The organism is Paracoccus marcusii (assembly GCF_006151785.1).
In the GTDB taxonomy this organism is placed as follows: Bacteria; Pseudomonadota; Alphaproteobacteria; order Rhodobacterales; family Rhodobacteraceae; genus Paracoccus; species Paracoccus marcusii.
Map to the genome: position 1 here is coordinate 1 of NZ_VDDD01000001.1, position 18238 is coordinate 18238.

Annotated in this window: 16 protein-coding genes and 1 tRNA gene; 13 read left to right on the forward strand and 4 right to left on the reverse strand. The window is 66.8% G+C overall.

The window, feature by feature from the left end:
- Positions 1 to 1512, reverse strand: a 1512-nt coding sequence (locus FHD68_RS00005; protein ID WP_139084923.1) for an ATP-binding protein, incomplete at its 3' end; no start/stop codon positions are given.
- A 221-nt stretch (positions 1513 to 1733) separates the two neighbouring features.
- Between FHD68_RS00005 and uvrA the strand changes: the two genes are divergently transcribed.
- Positions 1734 to 4601, forward strand: a complete 2868-nt coding sequence (gene uvrA, locus FHD68_RS00010; protein WP_139084926.1) for an excinuclease ABC subunit UvrA — start codon at positions 1734 to 1736, stop codon at positions 4599 to 4601.
- 125 nt (positions 4602 to 4726) lie between these two features.
- Positions 4727 to 4801 (forward strand) — tRNA-Gly (locus FHD68_RS00015).
- Between the two features lie 295 nt (positions 4802 to 5096).
- Here the strand turns inward: FHD68_RS00015 and FHD68_RS00020 are convergent.
- Positions 5097 to 7589, reverse strand: coding sequence for a GcvT family protein (locus FHD68_RS00020; protein ID WP_139084929.1), 2493 nt, complete (start codon positions 7587 to 7589; stop codon positions 5097 to 5099).
- A 152-nt stretch (positions 7590 to 7741) separates the two neighbouring features.
- Here FHD68_RS00020 and panC point away from each other — a divergent pair, with 152 nt between their 5' ends.
- The gene (gene panC / locus FHD68_RS00025; RefSeq protein WP_127898886.1) at positions 7742 to 8587 is read left to right on the forward strand and encodes a pantoate--beta-alanine ligase; all 846 of its coding nucleotides are present in this window, start codon (positions 7742 to 7744) and stop codon (positions 8585 to 8587) included.
- A gap of 38 nt (positions 8588 to 8625) precedes the next feature.
- A complete protein-coding gene (panB, locus tag FHD68_RS00030) occupies positions 8626 to 9435 on the forward strand; it encodes a 3-methyl-2-oxobutanoate hydroxymethyltransferase (RefSeq protein WP_127898885.1) in 810 nt (269 codons plus the stop codon).
- A gap of 8 nt (positions 9436 to 9443) precedes the next feature.
- Here panB and FHD68_RS00035 read toward each other — a convergent pair whose 3' ends face one another.
- Both FHD68_RS00035 and FHD68_RS00040 read right to left on the reverse strand, forming a co-directional pair.
- On the reverse strand, positions 9444 to 10586 hold the full coding sequence (locus FHD68_RS00035; protein WP_127898884.1) for an MFS transporter: 1143 nt from the start codon (positions 10584 to 10586) through the stop codon (positions 9444 to 9446).
- Positions 10586 to 11590, reverse strand: a complete 1005-nt coding sequence (locus tag FHD68_RS00040) for a 2-hydroxyacid dehydrogenase (protein WP_127898883.1) — start codon at positions 11588 to 11590, stop codon at positions 10586 to 10588. The genes FHD68_RS00035 and FHD68_RS00040 overlap by 1 nt, the downstream gene beginning before the upstream one ends.
- Before the next feature lie 233 nt (positions 11591 to 11823).
- Between FHD68_RS00040 and FHD68_RS00045 the strand changes: the two genes are divergently transcribed.
- The 9 genes from FHD68_RS00045 to nuoF all read left to right on the forward strand — a co-directional run bounded on the left by FHD68_RS00045 (position 11824) and on the right by nuoF (position 18205).
- Entirely contained in the window at positions 11824 to 12294 is a 471-nt protein-coding gene (locus FHD68_RS00045) for an SH3 domain-containing protein (protein ID WP_240542551.1), read from the forward strand.
- A gap of 190 nt (positions 12295 to 12484) precedes the next feature.
- Positions 12485 to 12802, forward strand: a complete 318-nt coding sequence (gene ndhC / locus FHD68_RS00050; protein ID WP_206692694.1) for an NADH-quinone oxidoreductase subunit A — start codon at positions 12485 to 12487, stop codon at positions 12800 to 12802.
- Positions 12802 to 13326: a NuoB/complex I 20 kDa subunit family protein gene (locus FHD68_RS00055; protein ID WP_176695081.1), complete on the forward strand. Its 525-nt coding sequence runs from the start codon at positions 12802 to 12804 to the stop codon at positions 13324 to 13326. Before ndhC ends, FHD68_RS00055 begins: the two co-directional genes overlap by 1 nt.
- A gap of 2 nt (positions 13327 to 13328) precedes the next feature.
- The gene (locus tag FHD68_RS00060; RefSeq protein WP_045998808.1) at positions 13329 to 13949 is read left to right on the forward strand and encodes an NADH-quinone oxidoreductase subunit C; all 621 of its coding nucleotides are present in this window, start codon (positions 13329 to 13331) and stop codon (positions 13947 to 13949) included.
- Positions 13946 to 15187, forward strand: a complete 1242-nt coding sequence (locus FHD68_RS00065) for an NADH-quinone oxidoreductase subunit D (protein WP_045998809.1) — start codon at positions 13946 to 13948, stop codon at positions 15185 to 15187. Before FHD68_RS00060 ends, FHD68_RS00065 begins: the two co-directional genes overlap by 4 nt.
- Positions 15187 to 16080 carry an NADH-quinone oxidoreductase subunit NuoE gene (gene nuoE, locus FHD68_RS00070; protein ID WP_045998810.1) on the forward strand — a complete coding sequence of 298 codons (894 nt, stop codon included), beginning with the start codon at positions 15187 to 15189 and terminating at the stop codon, positions 16078 to 16080. The genes FHD68_RS00065 and nuoE overlap by 1 nt, the downstream gene beginning before the upstream one ends.
- 35 nt (positions 16081 to 16115) lie before the next feature.
- On the forward strand, positions 16116 to 16676 hold the full coding sequence (locus tag FHD68_RS00075) for a hypothetical protein (RefSeq protein ID WP_139084932.1): 561 nt from the start codon (positions 16116 to 16118) through the stop codon (positions 16674 to 16676).
- Positions 16676 to 16885, forward strand: coding sequence for a DUF5337 domain-containing protein (locus FHD68_RS00080; protein WP_045998811.1), 210 nt, complete (start codon positions 16676 to 16678; stop codon positions 16883 to 16885). Before FHD68_RS00075 ends, FHD68_RS00080 begins: the two co-directional genes overlap by 1 nt.
- Before the next feature lie 24 nt (positions 16886 to 16909).
- Positions 16910 to 18205, forward strand: coding sequence for an NADH-quinone oxidoreductase subunit NuoF (gene nuoF / locus FHD68_RS00085; RefSeq protein WP_139084935.1), 1296 nt, complete (start codon positions 16910 to 16912; stop codon positions 18203 to 18205).
- Positions 18206 to 18238: the final 33 nt, after the last annotated feature.

The window sequence follows — 18238 nt, forward strand, 5'->3', positions numbered from 1 at the left end:
GGCGGCCTTTGGGGCGGGCGGGACCGGCGCGCGGGCCTGGGCCGGGGGCAGGGCGCGGCCCGCGGTCTCGGGGTGCCCGTTCACGCTGATGTCGGCCAGATAGGTCAGGATCTTGGTCGCGCGGTCCTGACGCTTCTTGAAGTCGAACAGGTCGTCGGTCGTGTCGATGAACTTGGTCGTGTAGGTGTCGTCCAGGAAGGTCGGATGTTTCAACAGGTTGATGACGAAGTCGATGTTCGTGGAAACGCCACGCACCCGGAACTCGCGCAGCGCGCGGTCCATGCGGCGGATCGCCTGGTCGGGGGTCTGCGCCCAGGCCGTGACCTTGACCAGCAGCGAATCGTAATAGCGCGTGATGACGCCCCCCGAATAGGCCGTGCCGCCGTCCAGGCGGATGCCCATGCCGGTGGCCGACCGATAGGCGGTGATGCGGCCGTAATCGGGGATGAAGTTGTTCTGCGGGTCTTCCGTGGTCACCCGGCATTGCAGGGCATGGCCCGACAGGGTGATGTCGGACTGGGCGGCATGGCCGGTGGCATCGGCCAGCGTCTCGCCCTCGGCGATGCGGATCTGGCTTTGGACGATGTCGATGCCGGTGACCTCCTCGGTCACGGTATGCTCGACCTGGACGCGGGGGTTCACCTCGATGAAGTAGAACTGCTGGCTGTCCATATCCATCAGGAACTCGACCGTGCCGGCGTTCTGATAGCCGACCGCCTGCCCGATCTTCAGCGCCAGGCCGCAGACCTCGGCGCGCTGGTCCTCGGTCAGGTAGGGGGCGGGGGCGCGTTCGACCACCTTCTGGTTGCGGCGCTGCACGGTGCAGTCGCGCTCATAGAGGTGATAGAGGCCGCCATGCGTGTCGCCCAACAGCTGCACCTCGACATGGCGGGCGCGCAGGATCATCTTCTCCAGATAACCCTCGCCATTGCCGAAGGCGGCCTCGGCCTCGCGGCGGCCCTCGCGGACCTTCTCGATCAGTTCTTCGGGGTTGTTGATCGGCCGCATGCCGCGCCCGCCGCCGCCCCAGGACGCCTTCAGCATCAGCGGATAGCCGACGTCGGCCGCCTCACGCTTGATGGCGTCGAAATCATCGCCCAGCACCTCTGTCGCGGGAATGACCGGGACACCCGCCTCGATCGCCACGCGCCGCGCGCTGGCCTTGTCGCCCAACGCGCGCATCGTGTCGGCGCGCGGCCCGATGAAGGTGATGCCCGCCGCGGTGCAGGCATCCACGAAATCGGGGTTTTCCGACAGCAGGCCGTATCCCGGATGGATCGCGTCGGCGCCCGACAGCTTGGCCACGCGGATGATCTCGGGGATGGACAGATAGGCCGCGACCGGTCCCAGCCCCTCGCCGATGCGATAGGCCTCGTCCGCCTTGAAGCGGTGCAGGCCCAGCTTGTCCTCCTCGGCATAGACGGCGACCGTCTTCTTGCCCAGCTCGTTGGCCGCGCGCATCACGCGAATGGCAATCTCGCCCCGGTTCGCCACCAAAATCTTCTTGAACATGCCAAGCCCCCTTCCTCGTTGCCAAGCATCCTATCCGTGCTGCGATGCAGCGCAAGTGTTAGCGATAACCAGAAGCCTCCGCCCCGCGATATGCGACCAAAAGCTGATAGGCCACGCAGCGGATGTCACGGTGCCGCAGCGATGTTCCGCCTTCGTTCGCAGATGGAACTTGCTTTTCGCCCAAGCGTCCCTATCTGATGCGACTGGTCAGAGGGGCACGTATGGAACAGAAGTTCATCGAGGTTCGCGGCGCGCGCGAACACAATCTGAAAAACGTCGACATGGATATCCCCCGCGATCAGCTGGTGGTGATCACCGGTCTGTCGGGGTCCGGCAAGTCGTCCCTGGCCTTCGACACGGTCTATGCCGAGGGGCAGCGCCGCTATGTCGAAAGCCTGTCGGCGTATGCGCGCCAGTTCCTGGACATGATGGGCAAGCCCGATGTCGACCATATCAGCGGTCTGTCCCCCGCGATCAGCATCGAGCAGAAGACGACCTCCAAGAACCCGCGTTCCACCGTGGGCACGGTCACCGAGATCTACGACTATCTGCGTCTGCTGTTCGCGCGCGCCGGGACGCCCTATTCCCCCGTGACCGGCCTGCCGATCGAGGCGCAGCAGGTCCAGGACATGGTCGACCGCACCATGGCCCTGCCCGAAGGCACGCGCGCCTATCTGCTGGCCCCCATCGTCCGCGACCGCAAGGGCGAGTACAAGAAGGAGCTGGCCGAGCTGCGCCGCCAGGGCTTTCAGCGGGTCAAGATCAACGGCACCTTCCACGACCTGGACGACGCGCCGACCCTGGACAAGAAGTTCCGCCACAACATCGACATCGTGGTCGACCGCGTCGTCGTGCGCGAGGGGCTGGAGACGCGGCTGGCAGACAGTCTGCGCACCGCGCTGAACCTGGCCGACGGCATCGCCCATCTGGAGCTGGCGCAGGAGGAGGGGGCCGAGGGTGAACCCGAGCGCCTGACCTTCTCCGAGAAGTTCGCATGCCCCGTCAGCGGCTTCACCATCCCCGAGATCGAGCCGCGGCTGTTTTCGTTCAACGCGCCGTTCGGCGCCTGCCCGGTCTGCGACGGTCTGGGGGTCGAGCTGTTCTTCGACGACCGCCTGGTCGTGCCCGATGCGGCCCTGTCGGTGGACAAGGGCGCGATCGTGCCTTGGGCCAAGACCAAGTCGGCCTACCTGACCCAGACCATCAACGCGCTGGCGAAGCATTACGGTTTTGACAAGAAGACCCCGTGGAAGGATCTGCCCGACAGCGTCCAGCAGATGTTCCTGCGCGGGTCGGGCAAGGACGAGATCAAGTTCCGCTTCGACGACGCCGGCCGTGTCTATGAGATCAGCCGCGTCTTCGAGGGCGTGATTCCCAACATGGAACGCCGCCTGCGCGAGACCGACAGCGCCTGGGTGCGCGAGGAGTTCGAGCGTTATCAAAACAACCGTCCCTGCGGCGCCTGCGGGGGTTATCGCCTGAAGCCCGAGGCGCTGGCGGTCAAGATCGCCGGCAACCACGTGGGCGAGGTCGTGCAGCTGTCGATCCAGGAGGCGCTGGACTGGATCACCGACGCGCCGAACCACCTGTCCAAGCAGAAGGCCGAGATCGCCGCCGCAATCCTCAAGGAGATCCGCGAGCGGCTGGGATTCCTGGTCAATGTGGGCCTGAACTATCTGACCCTGTCGCGCGCGGCGGGCACGCTGTCTGGTGGCGAAAGCCAGCGCATTCGCCTGGCCAGCCAGATCGGGTCGGGCCTGACGGGCGTGCTGTACGTTCTGGACGAGCCGTCCATCGGCCTGCACCAGCGCGACAACGATCGGCTGCTGACCACGCTGATGAACCTGCGCGACCAGGGCAACTCGGTCCTGGTGGTCGAGCATGACGAGGATGCAATCCGCCATGCCGACTATGTCTTTGACATGGGGCCGGGGGCGGGGGTGCATGGCGGCACCGTAGTCAGCAAGGGCACGCCCGCAGAGATCGCCGCCGATCCCGACAGCCTGACCGGACAGTATCTGTCCGGCAAGCGCGCGATCGAGGTCCCCGAGACCCGCCGCAAGGGCAACGGCAAGAAGGTCACCGTGGTCAAGGCCACCGGAAACAACCTGAAAAACGTCACCGCCGAATTCCCGCTGGGCCGCTTCGTCTGCGTGTCGGGCGTGTCGGGGGGCGGCAAGTCCACACTGACCATCGAGACGCTGTTCAAGACCGCATCCCTGCGCCTGAACGGTGCCCGCCAGACCCCCGCGCCCTGCGAGACGATCCGCGGGCTGGAGCATCTGGACAAGGTCATCGACATCGACCAGCGCCCTATCGGGCGCACGCCGCGGTCGAACCCGGCGACCTATACCGGCGCCTTCACGCCCATCCGCGACTGGTTCGCGGGCCTGCCCGAGGCCAAGGCGCGCGGCTACAAGCCGGGCCGCTTCAGCTTCAACGTCAAGGGGGGCCGCTGCGAGGCGTGCCAAGGCGACGGTGTCATCAAGATCGAGATGCATTTCCTGCCCGACGTCTATGTCGAGTGCGAGACCTGCAAGGGCAAGCGCTATAATCGCGAGACGCTGGAGGTGCAGTTCAAGGGCAAGTCCATCGCCGACGTGCTGGACATGACCGTGGAGGACGCGCAGGAATTCTTCAGCGCCGTCCCCTCGATCCGCGAGAAGATGGACGCGCTGATGCAGGTGGGCCTCGGCTACATCAAGGTGGGCCAGCAGGCGACGACCCTGTCGGGCGGCGAGGCGCAGCGCGTCAAGCTGTCCAAGGAGCTGTCTCGCCGGTCCACAGGCCGCACGCTGTATATCCTGGACGAGCCGACGACCGGTCTGCATTTCGAGGATGTCCGCAAGCTGCTGGAAGTGCTGCACGAACTGGTCGACCAAGGCAATTCGGTCATCGTGATCGAGCATAACCTGGACGTTATCAAGACGGCAGACTGGATCATCGACATCGGCCCCGAGGGCGGCGATGGCGGCGGCGTGATCGTGGCGGCAGGCACGCCGGAGGACGTCGCGCAGGTCGAGGCCAGCCATACCGGGCGCTATCTTGGACCCATGCTGAACCCCGCCCGCAGCCGCGCCGCGGAGTAGGGCAGGGGGTGCAAAAGAAAATCGCCGATGTTGCGTTTTTTCCTCTTGCACCCCCCGGCGGGCTTTCGTAAATACACGCTCACCGAAGGCGAGACGGTCAAACGGATCGCAAGAGGAACTGGAGTGCGGGCGTAGCTCAGGGGTAGAGCATAACCTTGCCAAGGTTAGGGTCGGGCGTTCGAATCGCCTCGCCCGCTCCAAAAACAAAAGGCCAGACCTTCGGGTCTGGCCTTTGTCATTTGTCGCCTGCGGCTTGGCGTCAGGCGGCAACAACCCGAATTCCATCATGATTGCCTGCGACGATGGTCTGGGTGATTCCGGGTGCACAAACAGCTTTTGTTGGCACGCGGAGGATGATCCGCCGGATGCGGCGACCATGGTCAGTCCCGCTGCCCCGTACGCCGGTCAATCGGTGACGACATAGGCCGATCCAACCATCGGTACCCTTGGCGTCCGTGCGCAGGCGATCACGGGGGGACCGCCTGCGCAACCTTGTCAGCCGTCGACGCGAATGCGGGCGTTCTGCGGGTCGTGCGGGCTGTCCTCGGTCACCACCACGTCATACAGCTCGCGGAACATCCGCACCTGAAGCTTGGTGCCGGGCGTCGCCAGGTCGGGGCGGACATAGCCCATGCCGATCTGCTTGCCGAACGCCGCCGAATAGCCACCCGAGGTCAGGCGCCCGATCTTTTCCCCGTCCAGGAACAGCGCCTCGCGGCCCCAGGGGTCCGCATCCGCCGGCCCGTCGATCAGCAGCGTGACGCAGGTGGACCGGATCCCCTTGGCCTGCATCGCGGCCTTGCCGCGGAACTCCTTGCCCAGGTCCACGAACCGGTCAAGCCCCGCCTCCAGCGGCGTCGCATCCCGGCCCAGTTCGGTGCCGAAGGCGCGGTACGACTTCTCCTGGCGCAGCCAGTTCTGCGCCCGTGCGCCGACCAGCTTCATGCCCGACGGCTCTCCTGCGGCGATCAGCTTGTCGAACAGGTGGTTCTGCATCTCGATCGGGTGGTGCAGCTCCCATCCCAGCTCGCCGGTATAGGCGACGCGGATGGCCATGACCGGTACCATGCCCAGCTCGATGTTGCGCATCGACAACCAGGGAAAGCGGTTGTTCGACAGGGCGGTCGCGGGTTCCGCGTCACGGATCATCCGGGCCAGGATGTTCCGGCTCTCAGGCCCTGCCAGGGCAAAGACGCCCCATTGCGTGGTCACGTCCTGCACATGGACGTACTGGCCCCCGGCGGCCATGAAATCCTGCGCCGACTTCACAAGGTTGTCGCGGTCGTAATCGGTCCATGCGCCGGCGCTGACCAGGTAATAGTCCTGCTCTCCACGCCGCACGATGGTGTATTCGGTCCGCACCGTGCCTGCATCGGTCAGCGCGTAGGTCAGGTTGATCCGTCCCACCTTGGGCAGCTTGTTGGTGGTCAACCAGTCCAGGAAGGCGGTCGCCCCCGGCCCGGTGACGGTGTGCTTGGCGAAGGCCGTCGCATCGACCAGGCCCGCCGTCTGGCGCACGGCCTCGGCCTCGGCCTTGGCGTATTGCCACCATCCGCCGCGACGGAAGCTGCGGCTGTCATGGTCGTCAAAGCCCTCGGGCGCGTAGTAGTTCGGGCGTTCCCACCCGTTTACATGCCCGAACTGCGCGCCATGCGCCGCCTGCCGGTCATAGGCCGGGGATGTACGCAGGGGGCGGCAGGCGGGCCGCTCCTCGTCGGGATGGTGCAGGATGAAGACGTGGTCATAGGCCTCCTCGTTCTTGCGGGCGGCGTATTCCGTGGTCATCCAGGACCCGAACCGGCGGGGGTCCAGCGAGGCCATGTCGATCTCGGCCTCGCCCTCGGTCATCATCTGCGCCAGGTAATGGCCCACGCCCCCGGCTGCGGTGATGCCAAAGCTGAACCCCTCGGCCAGCCACATGTTGCGCAGGCCCGGCGCGGGGCCGACCAGCGGGTTGCCGTCGGGGGTATAGCAGATCGGGCCGTTGAAGTCGTCCTTCAGACCCACCGTCTCCGACGTCGGAATCCGGTGGATCATCGCCATGTACTCCTCCTCGATCCGCTCAAGATCCAGGGGGAACAGGTCGGCGCGGAAGCTGTCCGGCACGCCGTATTCGAACCGCGCGGGCGCGCCCTTCTCATAGGGCCCTAGGATCCAGCCGCCGCGCTCCTCACGGACATACCACTTGGCGTCCGCATCGCGCAGGACCGGGTGTTCGGGGTTCCCCTCGGCGCGCCAGCGCATCAGGGCGGGGTCGGGCTCGGTCACGATGAACTGGTGTTCGACCGGAATGGCGGGGATCTTGATGCCCAGCAGCTTGGCCGTGCGCTGTGCGTGGTTGCCGGTCGCGGTCACCACATGTTCGGCGTGGATGTCATAGACCTCTCCGGACGGGATCAGGTTGCCGCCCCGATCGACCATCTTTTCCACCGTCACGACCCATTCGGACCCGGTCCAGCGATAGGCGTTCACCTGGATCTTGCGCTCGATCCGGCAGCCCGCCATCCGCGCGCCCTTGGCCATGGCCTGCGTCACGTCGGCGGGGTTGATGTATCCGTCGGTCGGGTGGAACAGCGCGCCCTTCAGGTCCTCGGTGCGGACCAGCGGCCAGCGCTCCTTGATCTGCGCCGGCGTCAGGAACTGATGCTCGATCCCGATCGTCTCGGCGGTGGCGGAATACAGCATGTATTCGTCCATCCGCGCATCCGTCTGCGCCATGCGCAGGTTGCCGCAGCGGGTGAAGCCCGCGTTCAGCCCCGTCTCGGCCTCCAGCCCGGCATAGAGCTTGACCGAGTAATCGTGGATGTGGCTGGTCGCATAGTTCATGTTGAACAGGGGCAGCAGCCCCGCCGCGTGCCAGGTCGATCCGGCGGTCAGCTCGTCGCGTTCGACCAGCAGCGTGTCCCAGCCCGCGCGCGCCAGATGCAGCGCGATGCCGCATCCGACCGCGCCCCCGCCCACGACCAGAACCTTCACATGCGACGTCATCGCGCTCTCCTGTTGGAACCGTTTCGCCTGTGATGCCCCATCGGTGAAACGCCGCGTCAAAGGCGCCCGACATCTGCGGGCGAAAAACGACATGGCCTTGCCCAGACCCGCCCCCGTCGCTAGGTTGCGGCCCACGCCAACAAGGGGGCACCATGGACATCTGCCGCAGCACCGACGCCATGCGCGCCTGGCGCCGGGACGCGGGCCGCACAGCCCTGGTGCCGACGATGGGCGCGCTGCATCAGGGCCACCTGACCCTGGTCGCGCGGGCCCGCGACTGGCTGGACGGGCAGGGTGGCGGCCGGGTGGTGACCTCGATCTTCGTGAACCCCGCGCAGTTCGGCCCGAACGAGGATCTGGACAAGTATCCCCGGCAGGAGGCGCAGGACCTGGACCTGCTGCGCGAGGCCGGCTGCGACGCGGTGTTCCTGCCGCAGGTGTCCGACATCTGGCGCCCCGGTGCGCAGACCCATGTGCAGGTGACGCAGTTGGGCGGCATCCTGATGGGCCGCCTGCGCCCCGGCCATTTCCGCGGCGTGGCGACCGTGGTCACCAAGCTGTTCAACATCGTCCAGCCCCAGGCCGCGGCTTTCGGCGAAAAGGACTATCAGCAGCTGACCCTGATCACCCGCATGGTCGAGGACCTGGACATTCCCGTGACCATCCTGCCCGTGCCCACCGTGCGCGAACCCGACGGGCTGGCGATGTCCTCGCGCAACCAGCGCCTGACGGCAGAGGATCGCGCAGCCGCCCCGGTGCTGGCCCGTGCGCTGGACCATGCGGCGGAATCGGTCGCGATGGGTACACCCGTCAGCCTGCTGCGCCGCCAGATCCGCGCCATCCTGTCCACGGAACCGCGGGCCGACATCCGCTCGATCGACATCCGCGACGCGCGCGACCTGTCACGCATCGCCGTCGTGGGCGGTCCGGTGGCGATCCTGCTGGCCGTCCGTTTCGGCGACGTGCTGCTGATCGACCAGCGCACCGCCCATCCCTGACCCGCGCGGCCCCGCGCATCCCCTTGAAAGGTCGACCCATGTCCGCGCAAGCCCCCGTCCGCCGCGTCACCGCGCCCCAGATCGCCGACCGCAAGGGTGCGGCCCCCATCGTCGCGCTGACCGCCTATACCGCGCCGATGGCGGCAATGGTCGATGCCCATGCCGATGTGATCCTGGTGGGCGACAGCCTGGGCATGGTGGTCCACGGCCTGCCCTCGACCATCGGGGTCACGCTGGAGATGATGATCCTGCACGGCCAGGCCGTCATGCGCGGGTCCGACCGCGCCATGGTCGTCATCGACATGCCCTTCGGAAGTTATGAGGAATCGCCGGAACAGGCGTTCCGCAACGCCGCCCGCGTGATGGCCCAGACCAGCGCCGGCGCCGTCAAGCTGGAGGGGGGCGCCCGCATGGCCCCCACCATCCGCTTTCTGGTCGACCGCGGCATCCCGGTCATGGCCCATGTCGGCCTCACGCCGCAGGCCACGAACACGATGGGCGGCTTCAAGACGCAGGGCCGCGATCCGGCCACCTGGCCCGCCTTCGTCGCGGATGCCCGCGCGGTCGCCGATGCGGGCGCGTTCAGCGTCGTGGTCGAGGGGGTGATGGAGGCCTTGGCCGATCAGATCACCGATGCCATCGCCGTGCCGACCATCGGCATCGGCGCCAGCGCGCGCTGCGACGGGCAGATCCTGGTGCTGGACGACATGCTGGGCCTGTCGGGTCGCGTGCCGCGCTTTGTCCGCCGTTTCGGGGAACTGGGCAACGAGGCCGACCAGGCCATCGCCGCCTATGCGGCCGCGGTCCGTGACCGCAGCTTTCCGGCCGCGGCCGAACTGTACCGCTAAGGCGGCGCTCAGTCGTCGCGCGGTTCGAAATCGGCGGTGGCGGCCAGGCGGGACAGCAGCAGCGGGATCAGCAGCAGGGCGGCAAGCCCCAGATAGATGGTGCCAAGGCTGAGGTGTTCCGCCAGGAAACCGATGCTGCCCGGCGCCAGCAGGATGCCGGAATAGCCCATCATCGTGACCACCGACAGGCCCATGCCCGCGGCCAGTCCCGGCACGTTCCCGGCCGCGGAAAAGGCGATGGGCACCATGTTCGCGATGCCGATGCCCGCCAGCGCGAATCCCGCGATCGCCGGGGCGGGGCTGCTCGACAGCCCGGCAAGGACCAGGCCCGCCATCGCCACGGCCGAACTGGCGCGCAGGGTGGTGACCGCGCCAAAGCGCCGGCGCAGCCCGTCGCCCGCAAAGCGCATCGCCGCCATCGTGCCCGCGCAGGCGGCAAAGCCCAGGCCCGCGACCGACAGCGACGCGCCCATCTCGCGCTGCAGATAGACGGCGGCCCAATCCAGGATCGCGCCTTCGGGAATCATCGCGGCCAGGGCCATCAGCCCGATCAGCCAGGGCAGGGGGCTGCGCGGCAAGCGCAGCGGCGCCTTGGGCGAGCCAGCCTCGGGGGCGTCCTCCAGCAGGCGGGACAGCGCCAACAGCAGCACCAGCGCAAAGACCGCGGTGATGACGACGGCATGGGCCAGCTCCCCGAATCGCTGGATCAGCCAGCCGCCCGCGGCGGCGCCGGCAAAGGCGCCCAGGCTCCAGAAGCCGTGGCAGGACGACATGATCGCCCGGCCGCGCGCGCGTTCCACCGCGACCGCGTTGGCGTTCATCGCCACGTCCATGCCGCCGACCATGCCGCCGAACAGCACCACGGTCGCCGCCACCATCCAATAGGTCGGCGCCAGAGAGATCCAGATCATCGACGGCGCGGCCAGCCACGCGGCCAGCCGCACGGCGCTGGCCGATCCGGCCCGTGCGACCATCGCCCCGAACAGCGGCATCACGCAGATCGAGCCCAGGCCCAGCCCCAGCACGATCACCCCGGCGCTGGCCTCGGTGATGCCAAGCCTTTCCATCAGGACGGGAATTTTCGGCGCCCAGCTGCCCACCAGCAGGCCGTTCACGAAAAACAGGGCCGACACGGCCCAACGCATCGTCATCACAGCATCGACGGCACGACCAGGTCGGGCGGGCGGTGCCCGTCGGCAAAGGTCTTGATGTTGATGATCACCTTCTCGCCCATCTCGGCGCGGCCCTCGACGGTCGCGCTGCCCATATGCGGCAGCAGGACGACGTTGGGCAGTTCGCGCAGGCGGGGGTTGATCTCGTGGCCATGCTCGAAGACGTCCAGGCCCGCGCCCGCAATCTCTCCGGCGCGCAGCATGCGGGTCACGGCGTTCTCGTCGATGACCTCGCCGCGCGAGGTGTTCACGATCACGGCGGTCGGCTTCATCAGCTTCAGCCGACGCGCGTTCAGCAGGTGGAAGGTCGAGGGCGTGTGCGGCGCGTTCACGCTGACGATGTCCATGCGCGCCAGCATCTGGTCCAGGCTCTCCCACCAGGTCGCGCCCAGGGCCTCCTCGATCTCGGGGCGCAGGCGGCGGCGGTTGTGATAGTGGACCTGCATGCCGAATGCGGCGGCGCGGCGCGCGACGGCCTGGCCGATGCGGCCCATGCCCAGGATGCCAAGACGCCGCCCGCCGACGCGCCCGCCCAGATGGGCGGTGGGCGACCAGCCCTGCCAGCGTCCGGCCTGCATCTCGGCCAGGCCTTCGGGAATCTTGCGGGTCACGGCCAGGATCAGCGCCAGCGTCATGTCGGCGGTGTCCTCGGTCACGACGCCGGGGGTATTGCTGACCAAGACGCCGCGCTGGCGGGCGGACATCACGTCGATATGGTCGATGCCCGCGCCGAAATTCGCGATCAGCTTCAGCCGCTCGCCCGCGCGCGCCAGCATTGCGGCGGTGATCTGGTCGGTCACGGTCGGCACCAGGACGTCCGCGTCCTGCATCAGCGATACCAGTTGATCGGACGACATCTTGCGGTCGTCGTCGCGCAAGGCCACGTCGAACAGTTCGGACATGCGGGTCTCGACCGCCTCAGGCAGGCGGCGCGTCACGGCGACGCGCAGTCTGCTGCGGGGGGCTGCGGGGGTGGCGGGCATGGTCACCTCACTGTGTCAGAGCCTTGATCGGTCGCCTGCAGGCACGCCCTTCCCATCGGCGGACGCTTTTGGCAAACTGCCCGCGTTGAGGGGCAGGCACAAGACCCCAGAAGGGGCGTCCGCGCCCCGCACAGGACAGGAACGGACAACGCATGACGGCACGGCCAGGCAGGACGGGCGCAAGGGTGGCACTTGCGCTTGTGGCGATGATGGGGGCTGCCGCCCCGCAGGCGATGGCCCAAAGCGAACCGCGACAAAGCCAGGGTGCGACCGAACAGCGGGGTCCGGTGACCAACCTGCCGCTGCCCCGCTATGTCAGCCTGAAGGGCAACGAAGGCAACGCCCGTCGCGGGCCCAGCCTGTCGCACCGCATCGACTGGGTGTTCCGCCATGCGGGGATGCCGCTGCGGGTGGTGGCCGAATTCGGTCATTGGCGCCGGGTCGAGGACAAGGACGGGGCAGGGGGCTGGATCCACTATGCGCTGCTGTCGGGGGTCCGCACCGCACTGGTCACCCAGGACATGCTGGAACTGCGCGCCCGACCGCATCGCGATTCCGACATCGTGGCGCGGGCCGAGGCCGGGGCCATCCTGCGGCTGAACGAATGCGAACCCGAATGGTGCCGAGTGTCGGGCGGCGGCCAGCGGGGCTGGGTGCCCAAGACGGCGATCTGGGGCGTGGACGCGGGCGAAATCCGCGACTGATCCGCGCCGCATTGCAACAATTCGCCGCGCTTTCGATCCCCTGCGCCCGTTGACCCCGGACGGTCACGGGTCTAAACCGCACTCAGCCAACCCGTCGCGGGGTCAGCCGTGATCCCCGCGACCGACAAGGGGATCGTCACCCGTGCAAAACATTACGCAGGACTATCTGCCCATCCTCGTCTTCGCGGCGATGGCCTCGGCGCTTGCGCTGATCTTGCTGCTGTCCGCGTTCGTCATCGCCGTGCGCAATCCCGACCCCGAAAAGGTCAGTGCCTATGAATCGGGCTTCAACCCGTTCGACGACGCGCGGATGAAGTTCGACGTGCGATTCTATCTGGTGTCGATCCTGTTCATCATCTTCGACCTCGAGGTCGCGTTCCTGTTCCCCTGGGCGGTCAGCTTCCAGGCGATCAGCGAGACCGCGTTCTGGTCGATGATGGCGTTCCTGGGCGTGCTGACCGTGGGCTTTGCCTACGAGTGGAAGAAAGGAGCCTTGGAATGGGCGTGATGGCAGGGGCGAATACCGCCGGACCCGATCGTGAATACGCGACCAAGGCCCTGAACGCGGAGCTGCAGGACAAGGGTTTCCTGCTGACCACGACCGAGGACATCATCAACTGGGCGCGCAACGGCTCGCTGCACTGGATGACGTTCGGCCTGGCCTGCTGCGCGGTCGAGATGATGCAGACCTCGATGCCGCGGTATGACCTGGAACGCTTCGGGACCGCGCCGCGCGCCTCCCCGCGCCAATCGGACCTGATGATCGTGGCGGGCACGCTGACCAACAAGATGGCCCCGGCGCTGCGCAAGGTCTATGACCAGATGCCGGAGCCGCGCTATGTCATCAGCATGGGCAGCTGCGCCAATGGCGGCGGCTATTACCATTACAGCTATTCCGTGGTGCGCGGATGCGACCGGATCGTGCCCGTGGACATCTATGTCCCCGGCTGCCCGCCGACCGCCGAGGCGCTGCTTTACGGCATCCTGCAACTTCAGCGCCGCATCCGGCGCACCGGCACGCTGGTGAGGTGATCATGGCGACCTATACCGATCCCGACGCGCTGGACCAGCTGGCCGAGCACATCAAGCTGCGCCGCCCGAACGAGGTCATCGGCACCGACGTGGCCTTTGGCGAACTGACCGTGACGGCCACGGCCAGCGGCATCCTGGATCTGCTGGATTTCCTGCGCAGCGACAGCAGCTGCCGGTTCTCCACGCTGGTCGACATCACCGCCGTCGATTACCCGTCGCGCCAGCAGCGGTTCGACGTCGTCTGGCACTTCCTGTCGATGTACCAGAACCACCGCATCCGCGTGAAGGTCGCCATCCGCGAGGATGAGATGCTGCCGACGCTGACCGCGATCTATCCCGCCGCAAACTGGTTCGAGCGCGAGATCTTCGACATGTTCGGGATCCTGTTCACCGGTCATCCGGACCTGCGCCGCATCCTGACCGACTATGGCTTTTCCGGCCATCCGCTGCGCAAGGACTTTCCGACCACCGGTTATGTCGAGGTTCGATATGACGACGCCGAAAAGCGCGTGATCTATGAACCCGTGTCGCTGGTGCAGGAATACCGGCAGTTCGATTTCCTGTCGCCTTGGGAAGGCGTGCAATACGCCCTGCCCGGCGACGAAAAGGGGGCCGCGAAATGATGGACGGCGACATCCGCGCGAACAGCTATGACGACGGCAGCCACGACCTGGTGACGGGCGAACAGCGCATTCGCAACTTCAACATCAACTTCGGTCCGCAACACCCTGCCGCGCACGGCGTTCTGCGCATGGTGCTGGAGCTGGACGGCGAGGTCGTGGAACGCGCCGACCCGCATATCGGCCTGCTGCACCGCGGCACCGAGAAGCTTATGGAGAGCCGGACCTATCTTCAGAACCTGCCGTATTTCGACCGGCTGGATTACGTGTCGCCGATGAACCAGGAACACGCCTGGTGCCTGGCGATCGAACGTCTGACCGGCACGGTCGTGCCGCGCCGCGCCAGCCTGATCCGGGTCCTGTTCTGCGAGGTGGGGCGTATCCTGAACCACCTTCTGGGCCTGACGACCGGCGCGCTGGACGTCGGCGCCCTGACCCCGCCGCTGTGGGGCTTCGAGGCGCGCGAGGATCTGATGATCTTCTATGAGCGCGCATCGGGCGCGCGTCTGCATGCGGCCTATTTCCGGCCGGGCGGCGTCCATCAGGACCTGACCCCCGACCTGCTGGACGACATGGAGGCGTGGTGCGAACGTTTCCCCAAGGTTCTGGACGATCTGGACACGCTGCTGACCGAAAACCGCATCTTCAAGCAGCGGCTGGTCGACATCGGCATCGTGTCCGAACAGGATGCGTTGGATTGGGGTTTCTCGGGCGTGATGGTGCGCGGATCGGGCATGGCCTGGGACCTGCGTCGCAGCCAGCCCTATGAATGCTATGACGAATTCGACTTCAAGATCCCGGTCGGGACGAACGGCGACTGCTATGACCGTTTCCTGTGCCGGATGCAGGAAATGCGTGAATCGACGCTGATCATGAAGCAGGCGATCGCCAAGCTGCGGGCCGAAGGGCCGGGCGAGGTTCTGGCCCGCGGCAAGCTGACCCCGCCCAAGCGGGGCGACATGAAGCGGGACATGGAAAGCCTGATCCATCACTTCAAGCTGTACACCGAGGGCTTCCGCGTTCCCGCCGGAGAGGTCTATGCCGCCGTCGAGGCCCCCAAGGGCGAGTTCGGCGTCTATCTGGTCAGCGACGGCACCAACCGTCCCTATCGTGCGAAACTTCGTGCGCCGGGGTTCCTGCACCTTCAATCCATGGACTGGATGTCCAAGGGCCATCTGCTGGCCGACGTCCCGGCCCTGATCGCCACCCAGGATATCGTTTTCGGAGAGGTTGACCGCTGATGCTGCGCCGCCTGCACCCCGTCCAGCCGGACAGTTTCGAATTCACGCCTGCGAACCTGGAATGGGCGCAGGCGCAGATCACCAAATACCCCGAGGGTCGTCAGCAATCGGCGATCATTCCTGTCTTGTGGCGTGCCCAGGAACAGGAAGGCTGGCTGTCGCGTCCTGCCATCGAATATTGCGCCGAACTGTTGGGCATGGCCTATATCCGGGCGCTGGAAGTGGCGACGTTCTACTTCATGTTCCAGCTGCAACCCGTTGGGACTGTTGCGAACATCCAGATCTGCGGCACCACGACCTGCATGATCTGCGGGGCCGAGGACCTGGTCGCGGTCTGCAAGCGCAAGATCGCGCCCACGCCGCATACCCTGTCGGCCGACGGCAAATTCAGCTGGGAGGAGGTCGAGTGCCTTGGCGCCTGCGCCAACGCCCCGATGGCCCAGATCGGCAAGGACTACTATGAGGATCTGACGCCCGAGAGCCTCGAGGCGCTGATCGACCGCATGTCGGCCGGAGAGGTTCCGGTGCCCGGATCGCAGACCGGCCGCTTTGCATCCGAACCCGTCAGCGGACTGACCAGCCTGGCCGATCTGAAGGGGCAGGAAGGTCACAACGCCAGCGTGCAACTGGCCTCTGACCTGGGCGAGACGCTGAAGCGGATCGACGGGACCGAGGTTCCGATCCTGACGAAATGGCGCCGCAAGCCCGATGCCGCGGCGGACGACCAGACCGGCGTGGACACCGCGCCGGAACGCGAACCGCGCCCGTCGGACGGGGCACCGGTCGATTCGACCGGCGTGACCGAGCAGGAGGCGCAGGCTAGTTCGGCCGCGCGCCCGGTTTCGGCGCGCGAACCGGCCGATGTGCGCAAGGATGACAAGGACCGCGACTGACCGCAGCCCGACGACCCGCAGAAAGGACGCCAGCCATGACACCCGCCAGCAGAACCACCGGAGCCGTCACGGCGCTGCTGGTCTTTCTGGGCATCGGCCTGTTCGGGCAGATGGGCTGGCTGGCGGCCTTGGTGCTGGCGCTGATCGCGGGTGGCCTGCTGGCCATGATGGTGGCTTGGCTTGGCGATCCCCGCGGGGTCCGAATGGACGAGCCGGACTGGGACGCGATGCCGCTGCCACCGCAGCCTGTCGCTGCCACGCCCGTCCGGCAGGCACCGGCGCCTGCGGCTGCGCCCGAGATTGCGCCGTCGGGGGATGCCATTCCTCCGGCTGCCCCGCGCGAGACGCCGGACGCCGCGCGCAGCATCTATGCCGGCGGGCCGGACGACCTGCGGGCCATCAAGGGCATCGGGCCCAAGGTCCAGCAGGCGCTGGAACAGGCGGGCGTGACGCGGTTCGCGCAAATCGCGGCCTGGGACGATTCCGACGTGGATCGCATGGCGGCCGGGATCGGCCGCGCCGCGTCGCGTATCCGTAATGACGACTGGGTGGGGCAGGCGCGCGCGCTGGCCGCACGCAGGCAGGAGGCGGGGTGATGGCGGACCCCGCGCAGGACGCCCGCCAGATGCGGCTGGTCGCGATCGTGATCGCGACGACCATGCTGATCTGGCTCGCCATCCAGGCGATCGGGCAGCACTATGACTGGGCGGCGCGGTGGGCCTTTCTGGCCGACCTTGCCGCCATCGGCGCTTTTGTCTGGTCGCTGATCGTGACCTGGCGTATCTGGCGGCGCAGGAATGCGTGACGCCGGGAATAAAGGACGTATCGGATGCTGAAAGACCAGGATCGCATTTTCACCAACCTGTATGGCATGGGCGATCGCAGCCTGGCCGGCGCGCAGAAGCGTGGCCATTGGGACGGGACCGGCGACATCATCGGCCGCGGGCGCGACAAGATCATCGAGCAGGTCAAGGCTTCGGGGCTGCGTGGACGCGGCGGCGCAGGCTTTCCGACCGGTCTGAAATGGTCCTTCATGCCTAAGGAATCGGACGGTCGGCCCAGCTATCTGGTGATCAACGCCGACGAATCCGAGCCTGCGACCTGCAAGGACCGCGAGATCATGCGCCATGATCCGCACACCCTGATCGAGGGTGCGCTGATCGCAAGCTTCGCGATGAACGCGCATGTCTGCTACATCTACCTGCGCGGCGAATACATCCGCGAAAAGGAGGCTCTGCAGGCCGCCATCGACGAATGCTATGACGCGGGGCTTCTGGGCGCGAATGCGGCCGGGTCGGGATGGGATTTCGACCTGCATCTGCACCACGGCGCCGGCGCCTATATCTGTGGCGAGGAAACCGCGCTGCTGGAAAGCCTGGAAGGCAAGAAGGGCATGCCGCGCATGAAGCCGCCGTTTCCGGCGGGCGCGGGTCTCTATGGCTGCCCGACCACGGTGAACAACGTCGAATCCATCGCCGTCGTGCCGACGATCCTGCGCCGTGGGGCGGAGTGGTTCGCGGGCTTCGGCCGTCCGAACAACGCGGGCGTCAAGCTGTTCGGCCTGACCGGACACCTGAACGCGCCATGCGTGGTCGAGGAGGCCATGTCGATCAGCATGAAGGAACTGATCGAGAAGCATGGCGGCGGCGTGCGCGGCGGCTGGAAGAACCTCAAGGCGGTGATTCCCGGCGGTGCCTCCTGCCCGGTCCTGACGGCCGAGCAGTGTGAGAACGCCATCATGGATTACGACGGCATGCGCGAGCTGAAATCCAGCTTTGGCACCGGCTGCATGATCGTGATGGATCAGTCGACCGACATCATCAAGGCGATCTGGCGCCTGTCCGCCTTCTTCAAGCACGAAAGCTGCGGCCAGTGCACGCCCTGCCGCGAGGGCACCGGCTGGATGATGCGCGTCATGGCGCGCCTGGTGTCCGGCGAGGCCGAGGTCGAGGAGATCGACATGCTGCTGGACGTGACCAAGCAGGTCGAAGGCCACACCATCTGTGCCTTGGGCGATGCGGCGGCGTGGCCGATCCAGGGCCTGATCCGCAATTTCCGCGGAGAGATCGAGGATCGCCTGATCGCCAAGAAGACCGGGCGCACGGGCGCGCTGGCCGCGGAATGAGCATGACGGCGGCATATCACGATCCCCGCACGG

What these genes read in the sequence shown, in the direction of transcription:
- uvrA (WP_139084926.1), top strand. Translation starts at nt 1,734, where the DNA reads ATGGAACAGAAGTTCATCGAGGTTCGCGGCGCGCGCGAACACAATCTG.
- FHD68_RS00020 (WP_139084929.1), bottom strand. Translation starts at nt 7,589, where the DNA reads ATGACGTCGCATGTGAAGGTTCTGGTCGTGGGCGGGGGCGCGGTCGGA.
- panC (WP_127898886.1), top strand. Translation starts at nt 7,742, where the DNA reads ATGGACATCTGCCGCAGCACCGACGCCATGCGCGCCTGGCGCCGGGAC.
- panB (WP_127898885.1), top strand. Translation starts at nt 8,626, where the DNA reads ATGTCCGCGCAAGCCCCCGTCCGCCGCGTCACCGCGCCCCAGATCGCC.
- FHD68_RS00035 (WP_127898884.1), bottom strand. Translation starts at nt 10,586, where the DNA reads ATGACGATGCGTTGGGCCGTGTCGGCCCTGTTTTTCGTGAACGGCCTG.
- FHD68_RS00040 (WP_127898883.1), bottom strand. Translation starts at nt 11,590, where the DNA reads ATGCCCGCCACCCCCGCAGCCCCCCGCAGCAGACTGCGCGTCGCCGTG.
- FHD68_RS00045 (WP_240542551.1), top strand. Translation starts at nt 11,824, where the DNA reads ATGGCCCAAAGCGAACCGCGACAAAGCCAGGGTGCGACCGAACAGCGG.
- ndhC (WP_206692694.1), top strand. Translation starts at nt 12,485, where the DNA reads ATGGCCTCGGCGCTTGCGCTGATCTTGCTGCTGTCCGCGTTCGTCATC.
- FHD68_RS00055 (WP_176695081.1), top strand. Translation starts at nt 12,802, where the DNA reads ATGGCAGGGGCGAATACCGCCGGACCCGATCGTGAATACGCGACCAAG.
- FHD68_RS00060 (WP_045998808.1), top strand. Translation starts at nt 13,329, where the DNA reads ATGGCGACCTATACCGATCCCGACGCGCTGGACCAGCTGGCCGAGCAC.
- FHD68_RS00065 (WP_045998809.1), top strand. Translation starts at nt 13,946, where the DNA reads ATGATGGACGGCGACATCCGCGCGAACAGCTATGACGACGGCAGCCAC.
- nuoE (WP_045998810.1), top strand. Translation starts at nt 15,187, where the DNA reads ATGCTGCGCCGCCTGCACCCCGTCCAGCCGGACAGTTTCGAATTCACG.
- FHD68_RS00075 (WP_139084932.1), top strand. Translation starts at nt 16,116, where the DNA reads ATGACACCCGCCAGCAGAACCACCGGAGCCGTCACGGCGCTGCTGGTC.
- FHD68_RS00080 (WP_045998811.1), top strand. Translation starts at nt 16,676, where the DNA reads ATGGCGGACCCCGCGCAGGACGCCCGCCAGATGCGGCTGGTCGCGATC.
- nuoF (WP_139084935.1), top strand. Translation starts at nt 16,910, where the DNA reads ATGCTGAAAGACCAGGATCGCATTTTCACCAACCTGTATGGCATGGGC.